The following is a 19,345-nucleotide window of genomic DNA, read 5'->3' on the forward strand; positions in this document are numbered from 1 at the left end:
CCGCCGGGCGGGGCGGGCGGACGCGGTCCGCCGCCGGGACGGCCCGCCGCGACATCGTGTCGCGGCGGGCCGTCGTCGTCTCCGGGGCGTCGGACGACGCCCGGATGCATACTCGGTATTGCCTTGGGCATACGCAGTATGCATACTGCGTATATGTCCATACGTCACGGCATCCTGGCGCTGCTGTCCCAGGGACCTCGCTACGGCTATCAGCTCCGCGCGGAGTTCGAGGCGTCCACCGGCGCCACCTGGCCGCTCAACATCGGCCAGGTCTACTCCACCCTGGCGCGGCTGGAACGCGACGGCCTCGTCGCCAAGGCCGACGCCGACGCCGAGGGACGGTTCGTCTACCGCATCACCCCCGACGGCGAGGAGGAGGTACGCCGCTGGTTCGCCACTCCCATCGCCCCCGCCGACCGGCCGCGCGACGAACTGGCCATCAAGCTGGCCATGGCCGTCACCACCCCGGGCGTCGACGTCCGCGCCGTGGTGCAGACCCAGCGCACCGCCACGCTGCGCGCCCTGCGCGACCTGACCCGCCTCAAGGCCGACGCCCCGCCGCTGCCGGCGGACGCCGCCGACGCCTCCTGGCGGCTGGTGCTGGAGTCCATGATCTTCCAGGCCGAGGCCGAGGTCCGCTGGCTGGACCACTGCGAGGCCTTCATGACCCGCCTCGCCCTCGAGCGCCGCCCCGCCGCGGCCCAGACCGGCCCCGAGGCCGAGGCCGCCCGCCCCGACGAGCGTCCGGAGGTCCGCCGGTGAACGTGCTCGTCATGCGCGAGGTGTCGCGCGATCACGGGACCGGCCCCAACGTCGTGCACGCGCTGCGCGGCGTCAGCCTGCACGTGGCGCCCGGCGAGTTCGTCGCCGTGATGGGCCCCTCGGGATCCGGCAAGTCCACCCTGCTCACCCTGGCCGGCGGGCTCGACACCCCCACCGCCGGACAGGTCCTGGTCGAGGGCACCGACCTCGGCTCCCTGGGCACGGCGGCGCGGGCGGCGCTGCGGCGGCGCAGCATCGGCTACGTCTTCCAGGACTACAACCTCATCCCCACCCTGACCGCGGCGGAGAACGTCATGCTGCCCCGCGAGCTGGACGGGGTGCGCACCCGCCGCGCCCGCCGCGAGGCGCTGGACGCGCTGGCCGAGGTCGGCATCGGCGAGCTGGCCGACCGGTTCCCCGAGGAGATGTCCGGCGGCCAGCAGCAGCGCGTCGCCATCGCCCGCGCCCTGGTCGGCGAACGACGCCTGGTCCTGGCCGACGAGCCCACCGGCGCGCTGGACAGCCGCTCCGGCGAGGAGATCATGCGGCTGCTGCGGGCCCGCTGCGACGCCGGCGCCGCCTGCCTGATGGTCACCCACGAGTCCCGGCACGCCGCCTGGGCCGACCGGGTGGTGTTCCTGCGCGACGGCGTGATCGTCGACTCCACCGGCGCCCCGACCGGCCCCGAGAGCCTGCTGGAGGACGTCCGATGAGTCTCGGCGGCCATCGGGCGGCGCTGCGCATCGCCTGGCGGGACGCGTGGCGCGCCAAGGGGCGCAGCGCCCTGGTGCTGTGCATGATCGGGCTTCCGGTGCTGGCCATCGTGATGCTGGCGGTGCTCGACAGCACCCGCGAGTGGAGCGCCGTGGAGCGGCTGCCGCACGAGCTCGGCCGCGCCGAGGCGCGGGTGCAGTTCGCCGGCGGCCCCATCCGCCAGGACGTCCTGGGCGAGTCCTGGATCCGCGCGGGCGACACCACCGAGCCCGTGGACGCCTCGCAGGTGGCACGGCTCGTCACCGCCCGGTTCGGCCCGTCCGCCCGCGTCGTGCCGTACGTCACCGGCGACACGCAGGTGCGCACCCCCCGCGGATACGCCCAGGTCGAGGTGCGGGAGCTGGATCTGCGCGACCGGATCACCACGGGCATCCTCACCGTCACCGCGGGGCGGCCGCCCGCCTCCGCCGACGAGGTCGCGATCTCCCCGGCGCTGCGCGACCGCGGCTATCGCATCGGCGACACGATCATCCTCACCCGCGACGACACTCCCAAACGGATCGTCGGCCACGTCGTCGACCCCGACGGCGCCGCGTCCGCCTCGTTCGTGCAGACCCTGCCGGGCAGCGGGCTCATCGCCCCGCAGCACCAGGGGCACGCCTGGCTGCTGTCCACCGGACGGCCGGTCACCTGGTCCGACGTCGAGCACTTCAACCGGTCCGGACTGGTGGTCGCCTCCGCCGAGCTGATCCGCAACCCGCCCGCCGGCGTCGGCGTGCCGAACGGTTCCGGACGCCCCCCCGCCGAGAAGGCGGTCCTCGCCCTGACGATCACGATGATCGTGCTTGAGGTCGTGCTGCTGGCCGGACCCGCTTTCGCGGTGGGCATCCGCCGGCAGCGCCGGCAGCTGGCGCTGGTCATGGCCGCCGGCGGACAGCCCCGCCATCTGCGCGCCATCGTGCTGGCGGGCGGTGCGGCGGCCGGCGCCGTCGCCGCGCTGCTGGGCGCCTCGGCGGGACTGGGCCTGGCCGCCGTGGCGGTGCCGATCATCGACCGCCACACCGACGCCCCCATGGGACCGTTCGAGGTGCCGTGGCCGCTGGTGGCCGTGCCGATGGCGTTGGGCGCGTTGAGCGGGCTGCTGGCCGCCTACGTGCCCGCCGCACAGGCGGCGCGCATGGACGTGGTCGCCGCGCTGGCCGGGCGGCGCGAGCGGGTCCGTGCCCGGCGTGGCTGGCCGATCGCCGGGGCGGTCTGCATCGCCGGGGGAGCGGCGCTGTGCCTGGTCGGACCGCGGCTGTTGGCGGAGTACGGCATCGTGTTCGGCACGGCGGCGATCGTCGTGGGCGGCGTGCTGGTGTGTCCGCTGGCGGTGGGCGTCGCCGCGCGCCCCGCCCGATCGCTGCCGTTGCCGCTGCGGCTGGCCGTTCGCGACAACGCCCGCAACCGGGGGCGCGCCGCCCCCGCCGTCGCCGCGATCATGGCCGCGGTCGCCGGCATCACCGCGCTGGCCATCGGGGGCTCCAGCGAATTCGCCTGGCGGCGCGCCAACTATCAGCCTGAGCTCCCGATGGGCGCGGCCTATGTCTCCCTCACCGCCGAGCACGCCGACCGGGTCCGCCGGGCGATCGAGCAGGAGCTGCCCGGCGTCCCGATCCACGCCCTGCACCACATCGGCCCGTTCGGCGACTGCGACACCGGCTGCCGCTGGCTGAACACCGGAGTCGATCCGCAGCTCGGCCCCTTCGGGACGCTGGTCGCCGAGCCCGACGCGGTCCGCATGCTGCTGGGCCGGGAGGACCCGCAGGCGGTCCGGACGCTGCGCGAGGGCGGCGTGGTGCTGCCCGAGGGCAGGACCGCCCCCGGCGGCCGGCTGCGTGCGCAGATCATGGAGCAGCGGCCGCCGGATGCGAACGGCACGGTCCCCCAGCGGGTGCTGCGCACCGTCGACCTGCCGGTCGCCACGGTCGCCGAACGGCTGCCCGGGGAGTTCCCCGCGCTGGTGTCGCCCCGCACCGCGCGGGAGCTGGGCCTGCCGACCGCGTTGACGTACTACGCCATCGACCGGGCCGACCACCGGGTGACGCCCGCCGAGCAGGAGCGCGTCAACGAGCGCATCGCCGGGGCGCTGCCGGAGGACGTCCGGCTCGAGCTGTACGTCGAGCGCGGGTTCACCGGGTCGTTCGCGACGCCGCTGGTGCTGCTCGCGCTGGCCGGCGGGGTCATGGTGGTCGGCGGATCGCTGATCGTCACCGGGCTGGCCGTCGCCGACGCCCGGCCCGACCTGGCCACCCTCGCCGCGGTCGGCGCCCGGCCGCGCACCCGGCGGCTGCTGACGATGGGGCAGGCCGCGTGCACCGCGCTGCTGGGCTGCTGGCTGGGCATCGCCGCCGGCCTGGCCCCCGGGATCTCGGCGGCCCGCGTGCTCACCCGGGTCCCCGGGACGCCGATCGAGCACGACCCGCCGCCCGGCGGCGTGCAGCCGATCGTGGACATCCCCTGGTCGCTGCTGGCCGCCGTCGGCCTGCTCGTCCCCGTGCTGGCGGCGCTCGCGGCGGGCCTGTTCACCAGGTCCCGTCTGCCGGTCGTCCGGCGGATCGCCTGAGCCGCCGCGTCCGGAGCGGTCGGACGGGGTGCGGGGCCCGGCGGGCCCCGCACCCCCGGGTTTACGTCCGCCGACGCGTGTCTTGTCCGGGCCGTTGGCGTTCGCTGGTCTCTCGACCACCCACCCCGGCGCCGATGCCAATATCATCACCAGTACCCGGTGGAACCGGGGAGGACGGTCATGGCCCCCGGTTCGGAGTCGTCGATCACACGCACATCCCGCGCATCGGGCGAACGGAGAAGCGGCGCGGGTTCGGGGTCATGGCTCCCAGACGAGCAGGAGGCCGCATTGCGCGCGTTGCCCGCACAGGGGTCGGCGAGATCGCTGAGCGGCGGGGAGCCGTGCCGTCGCGCCGGCGCGGGAGAGCGCGGGTGAGCACCGCGCGCCTGCGGGAGGCGCTGCGGCGGCATCGGGTGTTCCTGCCGCTGCTGCTGGTCGCGGCGGGGCTCCGGGCGACCGCCATGCTCGGCTACCGCTGGGTGATGTGGTTCCCCGACTCCTACGACTACATGGCGTCGGCGGTCGCGCTGGAGCCGGGGCTGATCCGACCCAGCGGTTACCCGCTGCTGCTGCGGCTGCTGGAGCCGCTGCACAGCCTCGCGCTGATCGCGGTGCTGCAGCACCTGATGGGGCTGGGCATCGCCGTCCTGATCTACGGGGCGCTGCGCCGCAGATTCGGCGCGCCCGGCTGGGCCGCCTCGCTCGCGGCGGCGCCGGTGCTGTTCGACGCGTTCCAGATCCAGCTGGAACACATGGTCCTGTCGGACACCCTGTTCGTGTTCCTGGTCACGGCTGCGGCGGTGGTGCTGCTGGGCGAGCACACGCCCCGCAACGCCGCGCTGGCGGGCGGGCTGCTGGGACTGGCCGCGCTCACCCGCACGGTCGGGATGCCGTTGCTGGTGATCGGCGTGGGCTTCCTGCTGGTGCGGCGGGCCGGGTGGCGGCCGGTGGCGGCGCTGGTGGGCGCCTGCGCGCTGCCGATCGCGTGCTACCTGCAGTGGTACCACTCCCACCACGGCCGCTGGGAGATGACCCGCAGCTCGGGGATCTTCCTCTACAGCCGGGTGATGGCGTTCGCCGACTGCGAGAAGATGCAGCCGCCCCCCGAGGAGGCGGCCCTGTGCGTGGCCGCCGCCCCGTCCGAGCGCAAGGCGGCCGGCTCCTACGTGTGGGGCCAGTTCGCCCCGGTGCGGCGCATCCCCGGCGGCGCGTTCAACGTCGAGCAGAACCGGGTGGCCGGGTCGTTCGCCAAACGCGCCATGCTGACCCAGCCCGGCGACTACGCCCGGACGATCGCGGTCGACATCGCGCGGACCTTCCAGTGGGGGCACCCGGTCTATCCGGAGGAGTTCACCTACGGCCACTACCTGTTCCGCGGCCAGGACGAGGTGGCGCGCCCCGACGAGCATCACATCCCCATCCTGCAGGCCTATGACCCGGGCCGGGTCACCACCGCCGTGGTCGAGCCCTACGCCGGGTTCCTGCAGGTCTACCAGCGGCACGTCTACCTGCGCGGCACCGTGCTCGGGGCGATCCTGGCCGCCGGGCTGGCCTGGGCGTGGATCGGGCGGCGGCGCGGCGCCGGGGCGGCGCTGCTGCCGTGGACCCTGTCGGCGGTGCTGATCGTCGTCCCGCCGGTGACCGCGCAGTTCGACTACCGGTACGCGCTGGCCGCGGTGCCGCTGGCCTGCCTGGCCGCCGGCATCGCGTTCTGCCGCGGCGGGCGCCGCGCCCCCCAGGAGGTCCGCCCGCCCGCCGATCCCGCGCCGGCCCGCGAGGATGCGCTCGCCGAGCCGCCGGTCGTCGCCGTGCCCTGATCGGCCGCGGCCGTCATACGCTCGGGTGTGAGCGGGCCCGTCCGGCGCCGTGCCCGGCCGGTCCGCCTCCGCCCGCCCCGCTCGGGCCGGCGTGCCCTCCGGGCGCGGGATGCACGCCGTCTTCGCCGTCCCTCGTCCTCACCGGCGCCGCCGGGCGCCGCGGGCGGCGCGACGGCCGCGTTCCGCGGCTCGCTGATCGGGGCATTCGGCGCGTTAGGGGACGTGTGGACGGGGGTGTCAGGCTTCGCCCGCGGCGGGGGCTAGACTCACCGTACGGGGGCGAGGCACACGAGGGGGTGGGCTCGCTGACCTTCTCAGCCGACAATCCGCATCCGTAAGGACTTTCGTTTTGAGCAAGCCTGTCGTCCTCGTAGCCGAAGAACTGTCACCGGCCGGCCTGGAGCTGCTGGCCTCCGACTTCGACGTCCGCCACGTCGACGGAGCGGACCGGGAGGCGCTGCTGCCCGCCGTCGCCGACGTGGACGCGCTGATCGTGCGCAGCGCCACCAAGGTCAACGCCGAGGTGTTCGAGCACGCCAAGAGGCTGCGCGTGGTCGCCCGCGCCGGGGTCGGCCTGGACAACGTGGACGTGGAGGCGGCGACCAAGGCCGGCGTCATGGTCGTCAACGCCCCGACGTCCAACATCGTCACCGCCGCCGAGCACGCCATCGCGCTGCTGCTGGCCACCGCTCGGAACGTTCCGCAGGCCCACGCCGCCCTCAAGCAGGGCGAGTGGAAGCGCTCCAAGTACACCGGCGTCGAGCTGCAGGGCAAGACGGTCGGCGTGCTGGGCCTGGGACGCATCGGCGTGCTGGTGGCGCAGCGGCTGGCCGCGTTCGACATGCAGATCATCGCCTACGACCCGTACGTGCAGGCGGCCCGGGCCGCGCAGCTGGGCGTGCGGCTGGTCACCCTGGACGAGCTGCTGCGCGAGAGCGACTTCATCACCGTCCACCTGCCCAAGACGCCGGAGACCATCGGGCTGATCGGCGACCGGGAGCTGCACAAGGTCAAGCCGTCGGTGCGGATCGTCAACGCGGCCCGCGGCGGGATCGTCGACGAGAACGCCCTGGACCTGGCGCTCAAGGAGGGCCGGGTGGCCGGCGCCGGGCTGGACGTGTTCGCCAGCGAGCCGTGCACCGACAGCCCGCTGTTCCACCACGACAACGTGGTGGTCACCCCGCACCTGGGCGCCAGCACCCACGAGGCCCAGGAGAAGGCCGGCACCCAGGTGGCCCGCTCGGTCAAGCTGGCGCTGGCCGGCGAGTTCGTGCCGGACGCGGTCAACGTGCAGGGCGGGGCGGTGGCCGAGGACGTCAAGCCCGGGCTGCCGCTGGCCGAGAAGCTGGGACGCATCTTCACCGCGCTGGCCGGCGGGGTGCCGGTCCGGCTGGAGGTCGTGGTCCGCGGCGAGATCACCGCGCACGACGTCAAGGTGCTGGAGCTGGCCGCGCTCAAGGGCGTGTTCCTGGACGTGGTCGAGGACGCCGTCACCTTCGTCAACGCCCCGCTGCTGGCCCGGGACCGCGGCGTCGAGGTCACCCTCACCACCAGTGAGGAGAGCCCCGACTGGCGGAACGTCGTCCAGGTCAAGGGCACCATGGCGGACGGCTCGGTGATCTCGGTCTCCGGCACGCTCACCGGCCCCAAGCACATTGAGCGGATCGTCGAGATCAACGGCTACGAGATGGAGCTGCTGCCCGCCGAGCACATGGCGTTCTTCTCCTACACCGACCGGCCGGGCATCGTCGGGGTGGTGGGCAGGCTGCTGGGCGACGCCCAGATCAACATCGCCAGCATGCAGGTGGGCCGCAGCGCCAAGGGCGGCAAGGCCCTGATCGCGCTCACCGTCGACTCCGCCATCAGCCCCGACCTCCTCGAGGCCATCCGCACCGAGATCGGCGCCGACATGGGCCGCCGGGTCGACCTGGACGGGTGACGGCCCCCAGGCGTCCCGCGGCGCGCCCGATCACGTGACCCCACGGCGCCCCAGGCCCGTATCGGGCCTGGGGCGCCGTGTCGTCGGCCCGCGGGGCCGGCGCCCGAGGCGCGGTCGTCCCCGGGGTCGTGGCGGCGGTGCGTCCGCGTCCCGGTGGGCGACGCCTCCTCCCGAGCGGTGTCCGCGTCCATGCCCGCGGTCGGGCCTTTCGGCGTGCGGACTCGGCGTGCAGGCGACCTCCCTCCGCGCCGCGTCCCTCCGCGCCGCTGTCCGCATGGTGTGCGCCGCGGCGTCGCCCGCCGGCGGCGGCAGCGGGCTCCGGCGGGGCGGTTCACGATGATATGTCTCAAAATATGAGACAGCATGCCATGTGGTGGGACAAAGGGAATTACGGGCAGGTAACATCGCAGGTGAGAACAATCAGGCGGCGCTGCGTGGAGATCCTGCGAGGCCGCCGCAGCCGCCCTGTCCGACACCCCCGGATCGGGAACGTCGGCGGAGGGCGGCCGCGTGCCGGAAGCGGTCGATCAAGGAGTTTCGGATGGACAACACGCATGCCTCGCAGTCGCCGGAGGACGTTCGCCGGGAGGCCGCCAAGGCCCTGCAGGACGCCCTGGACCGTCGCGACAACGGGGGTCGTACGCCCCGCTGACGGGCCCGCAGGGCGCTGCCGCCGGCCGACGGCGGCGGCGTCCTGTCGTTCCGGGCCGAGATTGGTCCGGAATATGAGATCCATGACCAATCAATGAGATCGATGCATTAGGGTACGGCCATGGCTTCCAGCAGCACCCGTACGATCCGACTGGCCGTCATCCCCGGAGACGGGATCGGGCCCGAGGTCGTCGCCGAGGGTCTCAAGGTCCTCGACGCCGTCGCCGACGCCCACGGGCTGTCCTTCGACCGGACCGACTACGACCTGGGCGCGGCGCGCTGGCACCGCACCGGGGAGACCCTGCCGGACTCGGTGCTGGAGGAGCTGCGCGGCCAGGACGCGATCCTGCTGGGCGCGGTCGGCGACCCGTCGGTGCCGAGCGGAGTGCTGGAGCGCGGGCTGCTGCTGCGCCTGCGGTTCGAGCTGGACCACTACGTCAACCTGCGCCCGGTGAAGCTGTTCCCGGGGGTGAGGACCCCGCTGGCCGATGTCGCCCCCGACGACGTCGACATGGTCGTGGTGCGCGAGGGCACCGAGGGGCCCTACACCGGGGTCGGCGGCGTGCTGCGCAAGGGCACCCCGCACGAGGTCGCCACCCAGGAGAGCGTCAACACCGCGTTCGGCGTCGAGCGGGTGATCCGCCACGCCTTCGAGCGGGCCGCCGCCCGCCCCCGCAAGAAGCTCACCCTGATCCACAAGGACAACGTCCTCACCTACGCCGGCGACCTGTACCAGCGCGTCCTCAAGCGGGTCGGCGAGGAGTACCCGCAGGTCACGACGGACTACTGCCACGTCGACGCGGCCACCATGTTCTTCGTGACCGACCCGGGGCGGTTCGACGTGATCGTCACCGACAACCTGTTCGGCGACATCATCACCGACATCGGCGCCGCCATCGCGGGCGGGATCGGGCTGGCCGCCTCCGGCAACGTCAACCCCGACCGCACCGCCCCGTCGATGTTCGAGCCGGTGCACGGCAGCGCTCCCGACATCGCCGGGCAGGCCAAGGCCGACCCGACCGCCACCGTGCTGTCGGTGGCCATGCTGCTGGACCACGTCGGGGCCCCCGAGGCCGCCCGACGGGTCGAGCAGGCCGTCGCGGCGGACCTGGCCGAGCGCGGCACCGCCGTCCGCGCCACCCACGAGATCGGCGACGCCATCGCCAAGCGAGTAGCCGGCTAGCGGCACGCCTGCGCCGGCCGACGGCGAGACTCTCCGGGCGTGCCCCACGGGCGCGCCCGGTTTCGTGTGCGCCCGTGATCTCAGGAGAGCCGGACGAAGTATCACAATAGGGAGTGCCGGCACGGCAACGGGGCCGCCGGTCGCTCCGGGAGAGGACCTAGATCATGAGCAGCACCCTCGACTTCAGCATCGAGCTTTCCCAGCACCGCACTCCGGACGAGGAGCGCGAGCGCATCCTGGCCGATCCCGGATGGGGCCAGCACTTCACCGATCACATGATCACCATTCGCTATTCGGCGGACCGCGGCTGGCACGACGCCCGCCTGGAGCCGTACGGGCCGATCTCGCTGGACCCGGCCACCCAGGTGTTCCACTACGCCCAGGAGATCTTCGAGGGCACCAAGGCGTACGCGCAGCCGGACGGGTCGGTGGTCACCTTCCGGCCGGAGGCCAACGCCGCCCGGTTCAACCGCTCGGCGCGCCGTATGGCGATGCCCGAGCTGCCCGAGGACGTGTTCATCCGGGCGCTGGAGCTGCTGGTCAGCACCGACCGGGACTGGGTGCCGCGGACCGAGGGCTACAGCCTCTACCTGCGTCCGTTCATGATCGCCACCTCGCGGACGCTGGGCGTGCAGCGGCCCTCGCAGGAGTATCTGTTCATCGTGATCGCCTCCCCGTCCGGGCTGTACTACTCGCGGGGGATCAAGCCGGTCACGGTGTGGGCCTCCCCGGAGTACACCCGCGCCGCCCCCGGCGGCACCGGCGAGGCCAAGTGCGGCGGCAACTACGCCGCCTCCTTCCTGGCCCAGGCCGAGGCCGTGGAGAACGGCTGCGACCAGGTGGTGTGGCTGGACGCCACCGAGCACCGCTGGGTCGAGGAGGTCGGGTCGATGAACCTGATGTTCGTCTACGGCTCCGGCTCCGACGCCCGGCTGCTCACCCCGGCGCTCACCGGCACCCTGCTGCCCGGCGTGACCCGTGACTCGCTGCTCAAGCTGGCCCCCGACCTGGGCATCCCGGTCGAAGAGGGGCGGATCAGCATCGACCAGTGGGAGGCCGACTGCGCCTCCGGCGCGATCACCGAGGTGTTCGGCTGCGGCACCGCGGCCATCATCAGCCCGGTCGGCGGGGTCAAGACCCCCGACCGGGAGTGGCGGATCGGCGACGGCGAGCCCGGCCCGATCTCGATGCGGCTGCGCGAGGAGCTGATCGGTATCCAGTACGGCACCCGTCCCGACCCGTACGGCTGGGTCCACAAGATCATCTGATTGGTCATCTGATTGCGTCGTCCGCGGCGGGCCGGGGCGTGGACGGGCCTCGGCCCCCGCTCGCCGTATTCCGTCCTTTGCGGCTTCCGTCGGGTCTTTCCGTGACTTTGCCGGGTGTTCCGTTCTTTTTCGGCGATCTTCGGTGTTTCCCGGGTCTCCTTCGGCAGGTTTCGCGGTCGCCGAACAGGGCCGACGCCGGTGCTCCGTCTCGGAACGTGAGACCGATGTGACGCCCCTGTGATCGCTGTGATAAACAGGTTGTCACTATGCGCCACGGCCTGATCATTATTGGCTGGCGCGTCGGCTAACGGGACACCGCCGGCGCGCAGACCTCTCACGTCCGTGAGGGGTCTTTTGCTTTTCCGGGCACCGGACGCGCGCGGGCATCCGCGAAAGGGAACCTGATGCAAGGCGACGGCTTCCACGTGTACGACACCACGCTGCGAGACGGCTCGCAGCAGGAAGGGCTCAACCTCTCCGTGCCCGACAAGCTCGCCATCGCACGCCACCTCGACGACCTGGGCGTCGGGTTCATCGAGGGCGGCTGGCCGGGCGCCAATCCCAAGGACACCGAGTTCTTCAGACGGGCTCGAACAGAGCTGGACCTGAAGCACGCGCAGCTCGCCGCGTTCGGCGCGACCCGCCGGCCGGGGACGAAGGCCGCCGACGACCCCCTGGTGGCCGCTCTGCGCGACTCGGGCGCGCCGGTGGTGACCCTCGTCGCCAAGAGCCACGACCGGCATGTCGAGCTGGCCCTCCGCACGACCCTGGAGGAGAACCTCGCGATGATCCGCGACACGGTCTCCCACCTGCGCGCGGAGGGCCGGCGCGTCTTCGTGGACGCCGAGCACTTCTTCGACGGCTTCCGGGCCAACCGGGCGTACGCGCTGGAGGTGGTGCTCACCGCCGCCGAGGCCGGCGCGGACGTGATCGCATTGTGCGACACCAACGGCGGGATGCTGCCCGACGAGCTGGCCGAGGTGGTGCACGAGGTCGTCGGGACCGGCGCCCGCGTGGGCATCCACTGCCACGACGACTCCGGCTGCGCGGTCGCCAACACGCTCGCCGCCGTCAAGGCCGGGGCCACCCATGTGCAGGGCTGCGCCAACGGGTACGGCGAGCGCAGCGGGAACGCCAACCTGTTCACCGTGATCGGCAACCTGCAGCTCAAGCGGGGCATGCGGCTGGTGTCCGACGAGCAGCTGGCCGAGATGACCCGGATCGCGCACGCGATCTCCGAGGTCACCAACGTGGCGCCCAGCCCGCAGCAGCCGTACGTGGGGGTGTCGGCGTTCGCGCACAAGGCCGGGCTGCACGCCTCGGCCGTCAAGGTCGACCCCGACCTGTACCAGCACATCGACCCGGCGAAGGTCGGCAACGACATGCGGATGCTGGTCTCCAGCATGGCCGGGCGGGCCTCCGTGGAGCTCAAGGGCCGCGAGCTGGGCTACGACCTGTCGGGGGAGCGGGCCCGCAAGGTCGTCGAGCGGGTCAAGGAGCTGGAGGCCGAGGGCTACACCTTCGAGGCCGCCGACGCCTCCTTCGAGCTGCTGCTGAAAGAGGAGTTGAACGGCGAGCGCACCCGGCACTTCGACGTGGAGTCCTGGCGGGTGATCGTGGAGCGCCGCCCCGACGGCGAGGTGGTCAGCGAGGCCACCGTGAAGCTGCACGCCAAGGGCGAGCGGATCGTGTGCACCGGCGAGGGCAACGGACCGGTGAACGCCCTGGACCGGGCGCTGCGCACCGCGCTGGAACGGCTGTTCCCCGAGCTGGCCCGGATGCAGCTGACCGACTACAAGGTCCGCATCCTGGACCTGGGGCGGCGCGGCACCGGAGCGGTGACGAGGGTGCTGCAGGAGACCAGCGACGGGGAGACCTCCTGGAGCACGGTCGGCGTGGACCAGAACGTCATCGCGGCCTCCTGGCAGGCCATGGAGGACGCGGTGACCTATGGGCTGCTCCGCGCCGGGTACGAGCCGAACGCCGGGTGAGACCGCCCCCCGCCGCGGGGAAGGGACGACGGCATGAGCCGACAGGTCAGCGACGATCCCCGCGCGTCGCGGTACGAGATCACCGTGGACGGCGACAAGGCCGGTTTCATCGACTACCGGAAGGGCCGCCGGGGGACGCTGGTGTTCACCCACACCGAGGTGGACCCCGAGTACGAGGGCCAGGGCGTCGCCGGCGCCCTGGCCCGGGGCGCCCTGGACGACGTGCGCGCGCGGGGCCTGAAGGTGGTCCCGCTGTGCCCGTTCGTCCAGCGCTACATCGACCGGCACCCGGAGTATCGGGACCTGGTCGTGCAGCGCTGACTCAGCCCTCGGCGTTCTTGGGCCTGGGGTCGGCGCTCTGCACGACCTCGAACGTCCACAGCTCCGAGGCGCTCGCCGCCGGGCCGCCGCGGCCGTGCCCGTGGCCCTCGCCGTCCTGGGCGGCGTGGGAGTGTCCGCGCTGGAAGTCCTGGCTCTGCAGCCACCGCTGGAAGTCCTCTTCGGATCTCCAGAGCAGTGAGGCTAGATGAAGCTAGCCGAGCTGCGAGGCGGAGGAGGGCTTCGCAGTGGGGCAACCGGCAACTCAGACGGAGATAGACGCTTGGGTGAAGAAGTGGTCGGCTCACATCCCCGAACGTGACGCCGAGTGGGTAGCGGAGCTGGAGAGGATCGTTCGGCTACCTGAGGACGACTGACCACCAAGGCAAGGCCCCCGCTCCGGCGGGGGCCTCGGTGTCTCCGGGGACTTTTTTCTTTCGTCGGCCTGGGTGTCGTCTCCAAGCCCGAGCATGCTGGAGGCCCCCACCGGGGGGCGATGGGGGCCTCCTCGGCGTACCCCTGACAGGCGCCTAGTACCTAGTAGCGGAAGCGGGAGGCGGGTCCTCTGTCCACCCGGTTCCGACTCAACCCACCTCCCACTGGGGCCCCTCGACCAGGCGCGTACCCTTGGTGACCACCTCCCTTCTGCGCGCGGTGTCTCGCCGGTCTCCGGCGCCGGGGAGTCCCCTCCTTAGCTCTCCGGCGTATCCATCGGAAGGCCAGCGGGCCTAGATAGGCGAAGAGCGCTCCCCAAGCGGCACCGACCACTAGGGAGGCAAGAGTCACGGCAAGCAGATCAGACTGGTAACCCATCACAGCACCGTCCAGACCGTCTTTCCGCCCTCCGGCCTGGTCTCGTAGCCCATATCCCGGGCAATTTGGGACACAATCATGAGCCCACGGCCCGATTCCGCCATCGGGATGGCCTTCCGCACCCACGGGATGGCCGGAGAGCGGTCTGTGACCTCGATTCGGAGCCTTTGCTCGCCTGGACCCGCCGTTTCAGAGGTCACCCGGAAGATGACCATCTCGTTTGGGAAGTAGATCGACTGTTCCCTCACGGCGTTGGTGACCAGTTCAGAGGTCACGAGGACGGCCTCGTAGGCCAGATCCCCCATCCCCAGCCGTCGAGCCCGGTCTTCGGCGTAGGTGCGGGCTCTACCGACCTCCGAGGGGTCGGTGGTCAGGAACAGATATTCGTTGTTCACGCCGGTGGGGTCGGGATCGAGTCTTACGGCGGTGTCTGTGCAGGCTACTGGCTGATTCATCGGCGGCTCCAGATCGGGTCTAGACCCATCTTGAACAGAAATGCACACTGGGTATCGACAACCTCACTCCTGCGACGGAGCAGGGTCGGCAACCGGGACCTTGGTTGCCGCATAGGGGTCAGTGGTTGTCGGAGGTTGCGGAGCCGGCTTCGGAGGTTGCGGTGGTGGATCGGCCGAGATCCAAGAACTTGCAAGTCTTCGGCGACCAAGTGCGGGCATTTCGGCTGAATGCCGGCTGGTCACAGGACCAGCTAGGTAACAAAATCCACGTATCCGGCACCTACATAGGGAAGGTCGAGAGGGGAGAGGTACGGTGCCAGCGCAAGCTGGCCCAGGCGCTCGACGCCGCCTTCGAACTTCCCAACGCCCTGACCCAGCTCTGGGACAACCTGAACCTGGCCTCCGCCTTCCCTGACTGGTTCGACTGGTACAGGGTGGAGTCCGGGGCCCGTAAGCTCCGCACCTACCAGTGCTTGGTGGTCTATGGCCTGTTGCAGACGGAGGACTACGCCAGGGCACTGCTCGGTGGGGACGAGGAGGCGGTGTCCGCACGCATGGAGCGTCAGAAGATCCTCACCAGGGAAGACCCTCCACCTCCTCAGGTAGAGGTGCTTCTCACCGAAGGTGTGCTCTACAACCCGGTGGGTGGGAAGGAGGTCATGCGCGGCCAGCTTGAGCGGCTGCTGGCCGCCATGGCAGACGGGGTTCGGATCAGGGTCGTGCCGGGAATGACCCCACCCGAGGGCAGTGTGGGTGCGTTTGTGATCGCCCAGATGCCCAACCGGAGCGAGTTGGCCTACGTCGAGACCGCCCTTCGAGGGCTGAGTCTCAGCGAAGCTGAGGACGTAGACACCTTGATCACGGCCTATGATGCGATCGGAGCGCACGCCCTGCCCGTATCGATGACGAGGGATCTCGTCGTCAAGGTTCTGGAGGAGAGATGGACCTGAAGAGCGCCGTCTGGCGCAAGTCCAGCCACAGTGGTGGCAACGGTGGCGACTGCGTGGAGCTGGCCGACCTCACCCCTGAGGTCGGCATCCGTGACAGCAAGAACCCCGAGGCTGGTCACCTGACGGTGTCCCGCCAGGCTCTGGCCGGCCTCATCGGCCGGATCAAGGCCGACCAGGTCTGACCGGCAACCTCCTGAGCCCTCCGGCCCAGCCGGAGGGCTTCTCTCTTGCCCGTGTACGAATGTACGGGAATGTTGAAAGTTCAACTCGATCTTGAAGAAGTTGAAACTTATATCTTTACGCTGGTGTTATCCTGTTTCAGGTGTTACGCCCGTTTTCAGGCCGCACCATTGTGGCTATGGTTGGACCAGCTCACCCCCTTGATCCGGTTAGCGACCGGATAACGTACTACGCGAGTGACTACGGCTACCGTCTGGAGGGGCAGGCGTACGAGGACGGCTGGATCTTCCAGATGAAGCTTCCCCTCGGGCAGCCTCTCACCCCGGAAGGGATGCCCGACGACGTCACCCGGCTCATCCAGCAACTGAGCAGGGGCGTCTTCTACCACTGCGAGATCACCAGGGGGACCTTCTACATAGCTCTATGGGTCCCCGGCCGGGTCTACAAGAAGTACATCGAGGGGGTAATGCCAGAGCCTGTGCGTCCAACCGGGCCGATCCAGATCGTGCCGCCCCTGTCCTCGGAACCCTGACTCCTCAGAGCCCTCGAGACCACCCCTCTCTCGGGGGCTCTCCCCTGAGTAGTTGGTCCAACCATCAGGCTGCCATCGGGTGTACACAAGGTAGCGGTCCGTGCCCTCCACGGGACGCAGCAGCTCGAAGTGCTCGAACCCTTCCGCGGACTCCACCAGGCCCGCCCGTCCGGCGAACCGGCGTTCCAGCTCGGCCCGCATCTCCTCGCTGACGGTCAGGACGTTGAACTTGACCACCGACACGTGCGCTCCCCCTTCCGTGCGGTCAGCTCGACCTTACTCACGCTCTTTCCGGATGATCGTCCCCGAACCTCCCCGGCGTCACCATCGTCGGACTCAATAGATCCGGGCCGTGAGAATCCCCCGTGTTCGGGGCCGTGGGAAGGTGAGGACCGTTGAGCACCGACGAGACGGGACATGTCCCGCCCGACCACCAGCAGACCGCTGAATTCCGCGTCAGGAACGACGGGCCGACCGGCTCGGACGCCGGAGAGGCCGAGGTCACGATGACCGATCCGCCCTCCGACGAGGAGGAGGCCTCCCGCACCCGCGCCGACTCGGCGGAGGAGACCGTGGCGGACGCGCCGGCGGAGCGGGTCGAGGACCCGGCGCCCCAGGACGCCCCCGCCAAGGCGGGTCCGTGGACCGAGCAGTTCGGTTCCGAGGAGGCCCGCCGCGAGGAGGAAGAGGAGGCGACCGCGCCGCATCCGAGCCTGGCCAAGAACACGCCGCCCGCCGCGAGCGTGGTCGTCCAGGCGGCTCAACGGCCGGAGGAGTCCTCCGCCGCGTCCTCCTCGGCGTCCCCGCCGGCCGCGCAGCCCGCGTCTCCGCCGCCTTCGCCCGGCGGTGCGACCCCGCCCGGCGGCGTGCCGTCCGCCCCGCCCGTCGCGCCGGCCGCGTCCGCGCATCCGGCTCCGCCGTCCCCGCCGGGAGGGCCCGCGACGCCGGGGAACGCCCGGTCGGGCCGCCCGCCCAAGGCGCTGCTGCTGACGGCGGGCGCGGTGGCGCTGGTCCTCGTCGTGGCGGTCGTGCTGGGCCTGGCCGCGCGGCCCGGCGGCGACGACGGGACCGCCGCCCCCCGGCCCACGAACGGCACCGCCTCGGCCGCGCCGCCTGATGAGTCCGCCGCGCCCGATCCCGGCACGCCGCCCGGCGCCGATCCGGCGCCCACCGAGGCCCCGACGGCCGAGGCCCCCGAGCCCGGCGCCCCGCCGTCCCAGGACGCTCCGCCGTCCCAGGCCGCCCCGCCACGGGCCCCGATCGGGCCGGTGATGACCGGTGACGGCCTGACCTACCGGCTCGTCCAGCAGGATCCCGGCTACTTCGAGGGCCTGATCGTCATCACCAACCGGGGGAGCGCCCCGATCACGAACTGGTCCCTCACGTTCCAGGTCCCCGGGGCGAACGTGAAGAACATCTGGGGCGGCCGGCTGGTGCGCGGCGGGGCGGACGTGGAGATCCGCAACCTCGACGGCGCGCCCGCCCTGCAGCCCGGGGCCACCTGGGAGGTGCGGTTCGGCGCCGAGGGGACCCCGACCCAGCCGCGGTACTGCCTGTTCAACGGCCGCTCCTGCGGATTCCGGTGACGGAGGGGCCGAGGAGGGGCGGGGCGCGGGCCGTGGACGCCGCGCGGGACGTCGACGGGCGCCTGATTAGGCTTCCAACCGTTGATGTCCGCTACGGAAACTCACGGGACTGAAGGTTGCGTATCGCAAGGTTCTCCACCGGAGACGAGATGTCCTTCGGGGTGGTCGAGGGCGATTCCGTCGCCGCCATCGCCGCGCATCCGTTCGGGGAGCTGCGGCTGACCGGCGCGCGGTTCGCCCTCGAGGACGTCCGGCTGCTGGCGCCGATTCTGCCCAGCAAGGTGGTGGCGATCGGAAAGAACTACGCCGAGCACGCCCGCGAGATGGGCGGCGAACCGCCCGCCGAGCCGGTGATCTTCTCCAAGCCGTCCACGTCCGTGATCGGCCCGGGGGAGGCCGTGGCCTATCCGAGCAAGATCACCCAGCGGGTGGATTACGAGGGCGAGCTGGCGGTGGTGATCGGCCGGATGTGCCGGGAGGTGCCCGCCTCCCGGGCTCGGGACGTGATCCTCGGCTACACCTGCGCCAACGACGTCACGGCCCGGGACCTGCAGCAGCGCGACGGGCAGTGGACGCGGGCCAAGGGCTTCGACACCTTCTGCCCGCTGGGGCCGTGGATCGAGACCGAGACCGACCCCGCCGACCTGGCCATCACCACCACGGTGAACGGCGAGGTCCGCCAGTCGGCGCGCACGTCGGAGCTGATCCACTCCGTCCCGGCGTTGATCGAGTACGTCAGCCAGGTGATGACCCTGCTGCCCGGCGATGTGATCTTGACCGGCACCCCGGCCGGAGTGGGTCCGTTGAAGGTCGGCGACGAGGTCTCGGTGACCGTGGAGTCGATCGGCACGCTGACCAACCGCGTGGCGGAGCGGGACTGAGGTCCCGGCTCCGCTCCTCGGCCGTTCGGCCGACCCGGTGGCGCTCCGGCCGCTCCCGGGAGGCCGTCGGCCGGGCTCGCGCATCCCGAGAGGCCGTATTCGCCGGTCGAACGGGATGCCGACCGCATGGGGGCGCCGGCCCGGTGAGGGAGCCCGGAGGGGGCGGGTAATCGTTTTGGTAGCCGCACCCGAAGTCCGGTAAGCTTCTCAGCCGTGAGCGGGGCTCAACGAGCCCGGCGCCCACACTGGGGTATGGTGTAATCGGCAGCACGACTGATTCTGGTTCAGTTAGTCTAGGTTCGAGTCCTGGTACCCCAGCTCCGGGTCGGCCCGGTGAGCGGCTCACCGGACCACCTTCTCCGCCCGAGAAACGTCTCGCGAGAGGCGATTCGAGGAAAGAGAAAAGATCCGATAAGCTGGCCGAGGCCAGAGCGGGAAACCGCAAAGGCCGATACCAGGTAGGCCCCCGTCGTCTAGTGGCCTAGGACGCCGCCCTCTCAAGGCGGTAACGGCGGTTCGAATCCGCTCGGGGGTACGACAGAAACCGCGGGTCGGGACAGGGTCCCGACCCGCGGTTCGTTTTCCGCGGCTGCTCGCGTCCGCCTGCGCTCATCGGCGGCCACGAGCCCCGTCCGACCTCGCACGAGCCGGGCCTTGCATGGCCACGGCGTCGTCCGGTCCGGCCGGCCCGACGCCGTTC

Annotated in this window: 16 protein-coding genes and 2 tRNA genes; 16 read left to right on the forward strand and 2 right to left on the reverse strand. The window is 71.5% G+C overall.

All coding sequences use genetic code 11. The annotated features are described in order from the left end of the window. Nucleotides 1-153 precede the first annotated feature (153 nt). From EIO00_RS03190 to EIO00_RS03230, 9 genes are all read left to right on the forward strand, one after another. A complete protein-coding gene (locus EIO00_RS03190; RefSeq protein WP_140175362.1) occupies nt 154-762 on the forward strand; it encodes a PadR family transcriptional regulator in 609 nt (202 codons plus the stop codon). Next, the gene (locus tag EIO00_RS03195; RefSeq protein ID WP_241661081.1) at nt 759-1,475 is read left to right on the forward strand and encodes an ABC transporter ATP-binding protein; all 717 of its coding nucleotides are present in this window, start codon (nt 759-761) and stop codon (nt 1,473-1,475) included. Before EIO00_RS03190 ends, EIO00_RS03195 begins: the two co-directional genes overlap by 4 nt. Next, complete coding sequence (locus EIO00_RS03200; RefSeq protein WP_140175363.1) at nt 1,472-4,081, forward strand: ABC transporter permease; 2,610 nt, start codon at nt 1,472-1,474, stop codon at nt 4,079-4,081. Before EIO00_RS03195 ends, EIO00_RS03200 begins: the two co-directional genes overlap by 4 nt. Before the next feature lie 371 nt (nt 4,082-4,452). After that, nucleotides 4,453-5,898, forward strand: a complete 1,446-nt coding sequence (locus EIO00_RS03205) for a hypothetical protein (RefSeq protein WP_140175364.1) — start codon at nt 4,453-4,455, stop codon at nt 5,896-5,898. Nucleotides 5,899-6,247: 349 nt separating this feature from the next. After that, nucleotides 6,248-7,837, forward strand: coding sequence for a phosphoglycerate dehydrogenase (serA, locus tag EIO00_RS03210; RefSeq protein ID WP_140175365.1), 1,590 nt, complete (start codon nt 6,248-6,250; stop codon nt 7,835-7,837). Nucleotides 7,838-8,609: 772 nt separating this feature from the next. Next, nucleotides 8,610-9,671, forward strand: a complete 1,062-nt coding sequence (locus EIO00_RS03215; protein WP_140175366.1) for a 3-isopropylmalate dehydrogenase — start codon at nt 8,610-8,612, stop codon at nt 9,669-9,671. 164 nt (nt 9,672-9,835) lie between these two features. Further along, nucleotides 9,836-10,939 carry a branched-chain amino acid aminotransferase gene (locus EIO00_RS03220; RefSeq protein WP_140175367.1) on the forward strand — a complete coding sequence of 368 codons (1,104 nt, stop codon included), beginning with the start codon at nt 9,836-9,838 and terminating at the stop codon, nt 10,937-10,939. Nucleotides 10,940-11,343: 404 nt separating this feature from the next. Next, the gene (cimA, locus tag EIO00_RS03225; protein ID WP_140175368.1) at nt 11,344-12,930 is read left to right on the forward strand and encodes a citramalate synthase; all 1,587 of its coding nucleotides are present in this window, start codon (nt 11,344-11,346) and stop codon (nt 12,928-12,930) included. Between the two features lie 33 nt (nt 12,931-12,963). Then, nucleotides 12,964-13,251: a GNAT family N-acetyltransferase gene (locus EIO00_RS03230; protein ID WP_140175369.1), complete on the forward strand. Its 288-nt coding sequence runs from the start codon at nt 12,964-12,966 to the stop codon at nt 13,249-13,251. Between the two features lie 809 nt (nt 13,252-14,060). Here EIO00_RS03230 and EIO00_RS03240 read toward each other — a convergent pair. Then, complete coding sequence (locus EIO00_RS03240) at nt 14,061-14,516, reverse strand: ATP-binding protein (RefSeq protein ID WP_140175370.1); 456 nt, start codon at nt 14,514-14,516, stop codon at nt 14,061-14,063. Nucleotides 14,517-14,641: 125 nt separating this feature from the next. Here EIO00_RS03240 and EIO00_RS03245 point away from each other — a divergent pair, with 125 nt between their 5' ends. The 3 genes from EIO00_RS03245 (at nt 14,642) to EIO00_RS24445 (ending at nt 16,178) form a co-directional block, all read left to right on the forward strand. Further along, complete coding sequence (locus EIO00_RS03245; RefSeq protein ID WP_241661082.1) at nt 14,642-15,466, forward strand: helix-turn-helix domain-containing protein; 825 nt, start codon at nt 14,642-14,644, stop codon at nt 15,464-15,466. Then, entirely contained in the window at nt 15,457-15,648 is a 192-nt protein-coding gene (locus EIO00_RS03250; RefSeq protein WP_140175371.1) for a DUF397 domain-containing protein, read from the forward strand. Before EIO00_RS03245 ends, EIO00_RS03250 begins: the two co-directional genes overlap by 10 nt. 176 nt (nt 15,649-15,824) lie before the next feature. Then, a complete protein-coding gene (locus tag EIO00_RS24445) occupies nt 15,825-16,178 on the forward strand; it encodes a hypothetical protein (protein WP_175596093.1) in 354 nt (117 codons plus the stop codon). On the opposite strand, the gene EIO00_RS25855 is transcribed toward EIO00_RS24445, so the two are convergent. Beyond that, the gene (locus EIO00_RS25855) at nt 16,068-16,421 is read right to left on the reverse strand and encodes an antibiotic biosynthesis monooxygenase family protein (protein ID WP_140175372.1); all 354 of its coding nucleotides are present in this window, start codon (nt 16,419-16,421) and stop codon (nt 16,068-16,070) included. The genes EIO00_RS24445 and EIO00_RS25855 overlap by 111 nt on opposite strands. Nucleotides 16,422-16,573: 152 nt before the next feature. On the opposite strand from EIO00_RS25855, the gene EIO00_RS03260 reads away from it, so the two are divergent. The 4 genes from EIO00_RS03260 to EIO00_RS03275 all read left to right on the forward strand — a co-directional run bounded on the left by EIO00_RS03260 (nt 16,574) and on the right by EIO00_RS03275 (nt 19,180). Then, complete coding sequence (locus EIO00_RS03260) at nt 16,574-17,764, forward strand: cellulose binding domain-containing protein (RefSeq protein ID WP_140175373.1); 1,191 nt, start codon at nt 16,574-16,576, stop codon at nt 17,762-17,764. Nucleotides 17,765-17,880: 116 nt separating this feature from the next. Then, nucleotides 17,881-18,645, forward strand: coding sequence for a fumarylacetoacetate hydrolase family protein (locus EIO00_RS03265; RefSeq protein WP_140175374.1), 765 nt, complete (start codon nt 17,881-17,883; stop codon nt 18,643-18,645). A gap of 246 nt (nt 18,646-18,891) precedes the next feature. After that, nucleotides 18,892-18,963: transfer RNA gene (locus tag EIO00_RS03270), tRNA-Gln, on the forward strand. Between the two features lie 144 nt (nt 18,964-19,107). Next, nucleotides 19,108-19,180: transfer RNA gene (locus tag EIO00_RS03275), tRNA-Glu, on the forward strand. Nucleotides 19,181-19,345 lie beyond the last annotated feature (165 nt).

Source organism: Thermomonospora catenispora, assembly GCF_006363815.1.
Taxonomy (GTDB): domain Bacteria; phylum Actinomycetota; class Actinomycetes; order Streptosporangiales; family Streptosporangiaceae; genus Thermomonospora; species Thermomonospora catenispora.

Coding starts and splice junctions, on each gene's coding strand:
- EIO00_RS03190 (WP_140175362.1), top strand. CDS start 154: ATGTCCATACGTCACGGCATCCTGGCGCTGCTGTCCCAGGGACCTCGC.
- EIO00_RS03200 (WP_140175363.1), top strand. CDS start 1,472: ATGAGTCTCGGCGGCCATCGGGCGGCGCTGCGCATCGCCTGGCGGGAC.
- EIO00_RS03215 (WP_140175366.1), top strand. CDS start 8,610: ATGGCTTCCAGCAGCACCCGTACGATCCGACTGGCCGTCATCCCCGGA.
- EIO00_RS03220 (WP_140175367.1), top strand. CDS start 9,836: ATGAGCAGCACCCTCGACTTCAGCATCGAGCTTTCCCAGCACCGCACT.
- cimA (WP_140175368.1), top strand. CDS start 11,344: ATGCAAGGCGACGGCTTCCACGTGTACGACACCACGCTGCGAGACGGC.
- EIO00_RS03230 (WP_140175369.1), top strand. CDS start 12,964: ATGAGCCGACAGGTCAGCGACGATCCCCGCGCGTCGCGGTACGAGATC.
- EIO00_RS03240 (WP_140175370.1), bottom strand. CDS start 14,516: ATGAATCAGCCAGTAGCCTGCACAGACACCGCCGTAAGACTCGATCCC.
- EIO00_RS03250 (WP_140175371.1), top strand. CDS start 15,457: ATGGACCTGAAGAGCGCCGTCTGGCGCAAGTCCAGCCACAGTGGTGGC.
- EIO00_RS24445 (WP_175596093.1), top strand. CDS start 15,825: ATGGTTGGACCAGCTCACCCCCTTGATCCGGTTAGCGACCGGATAACG.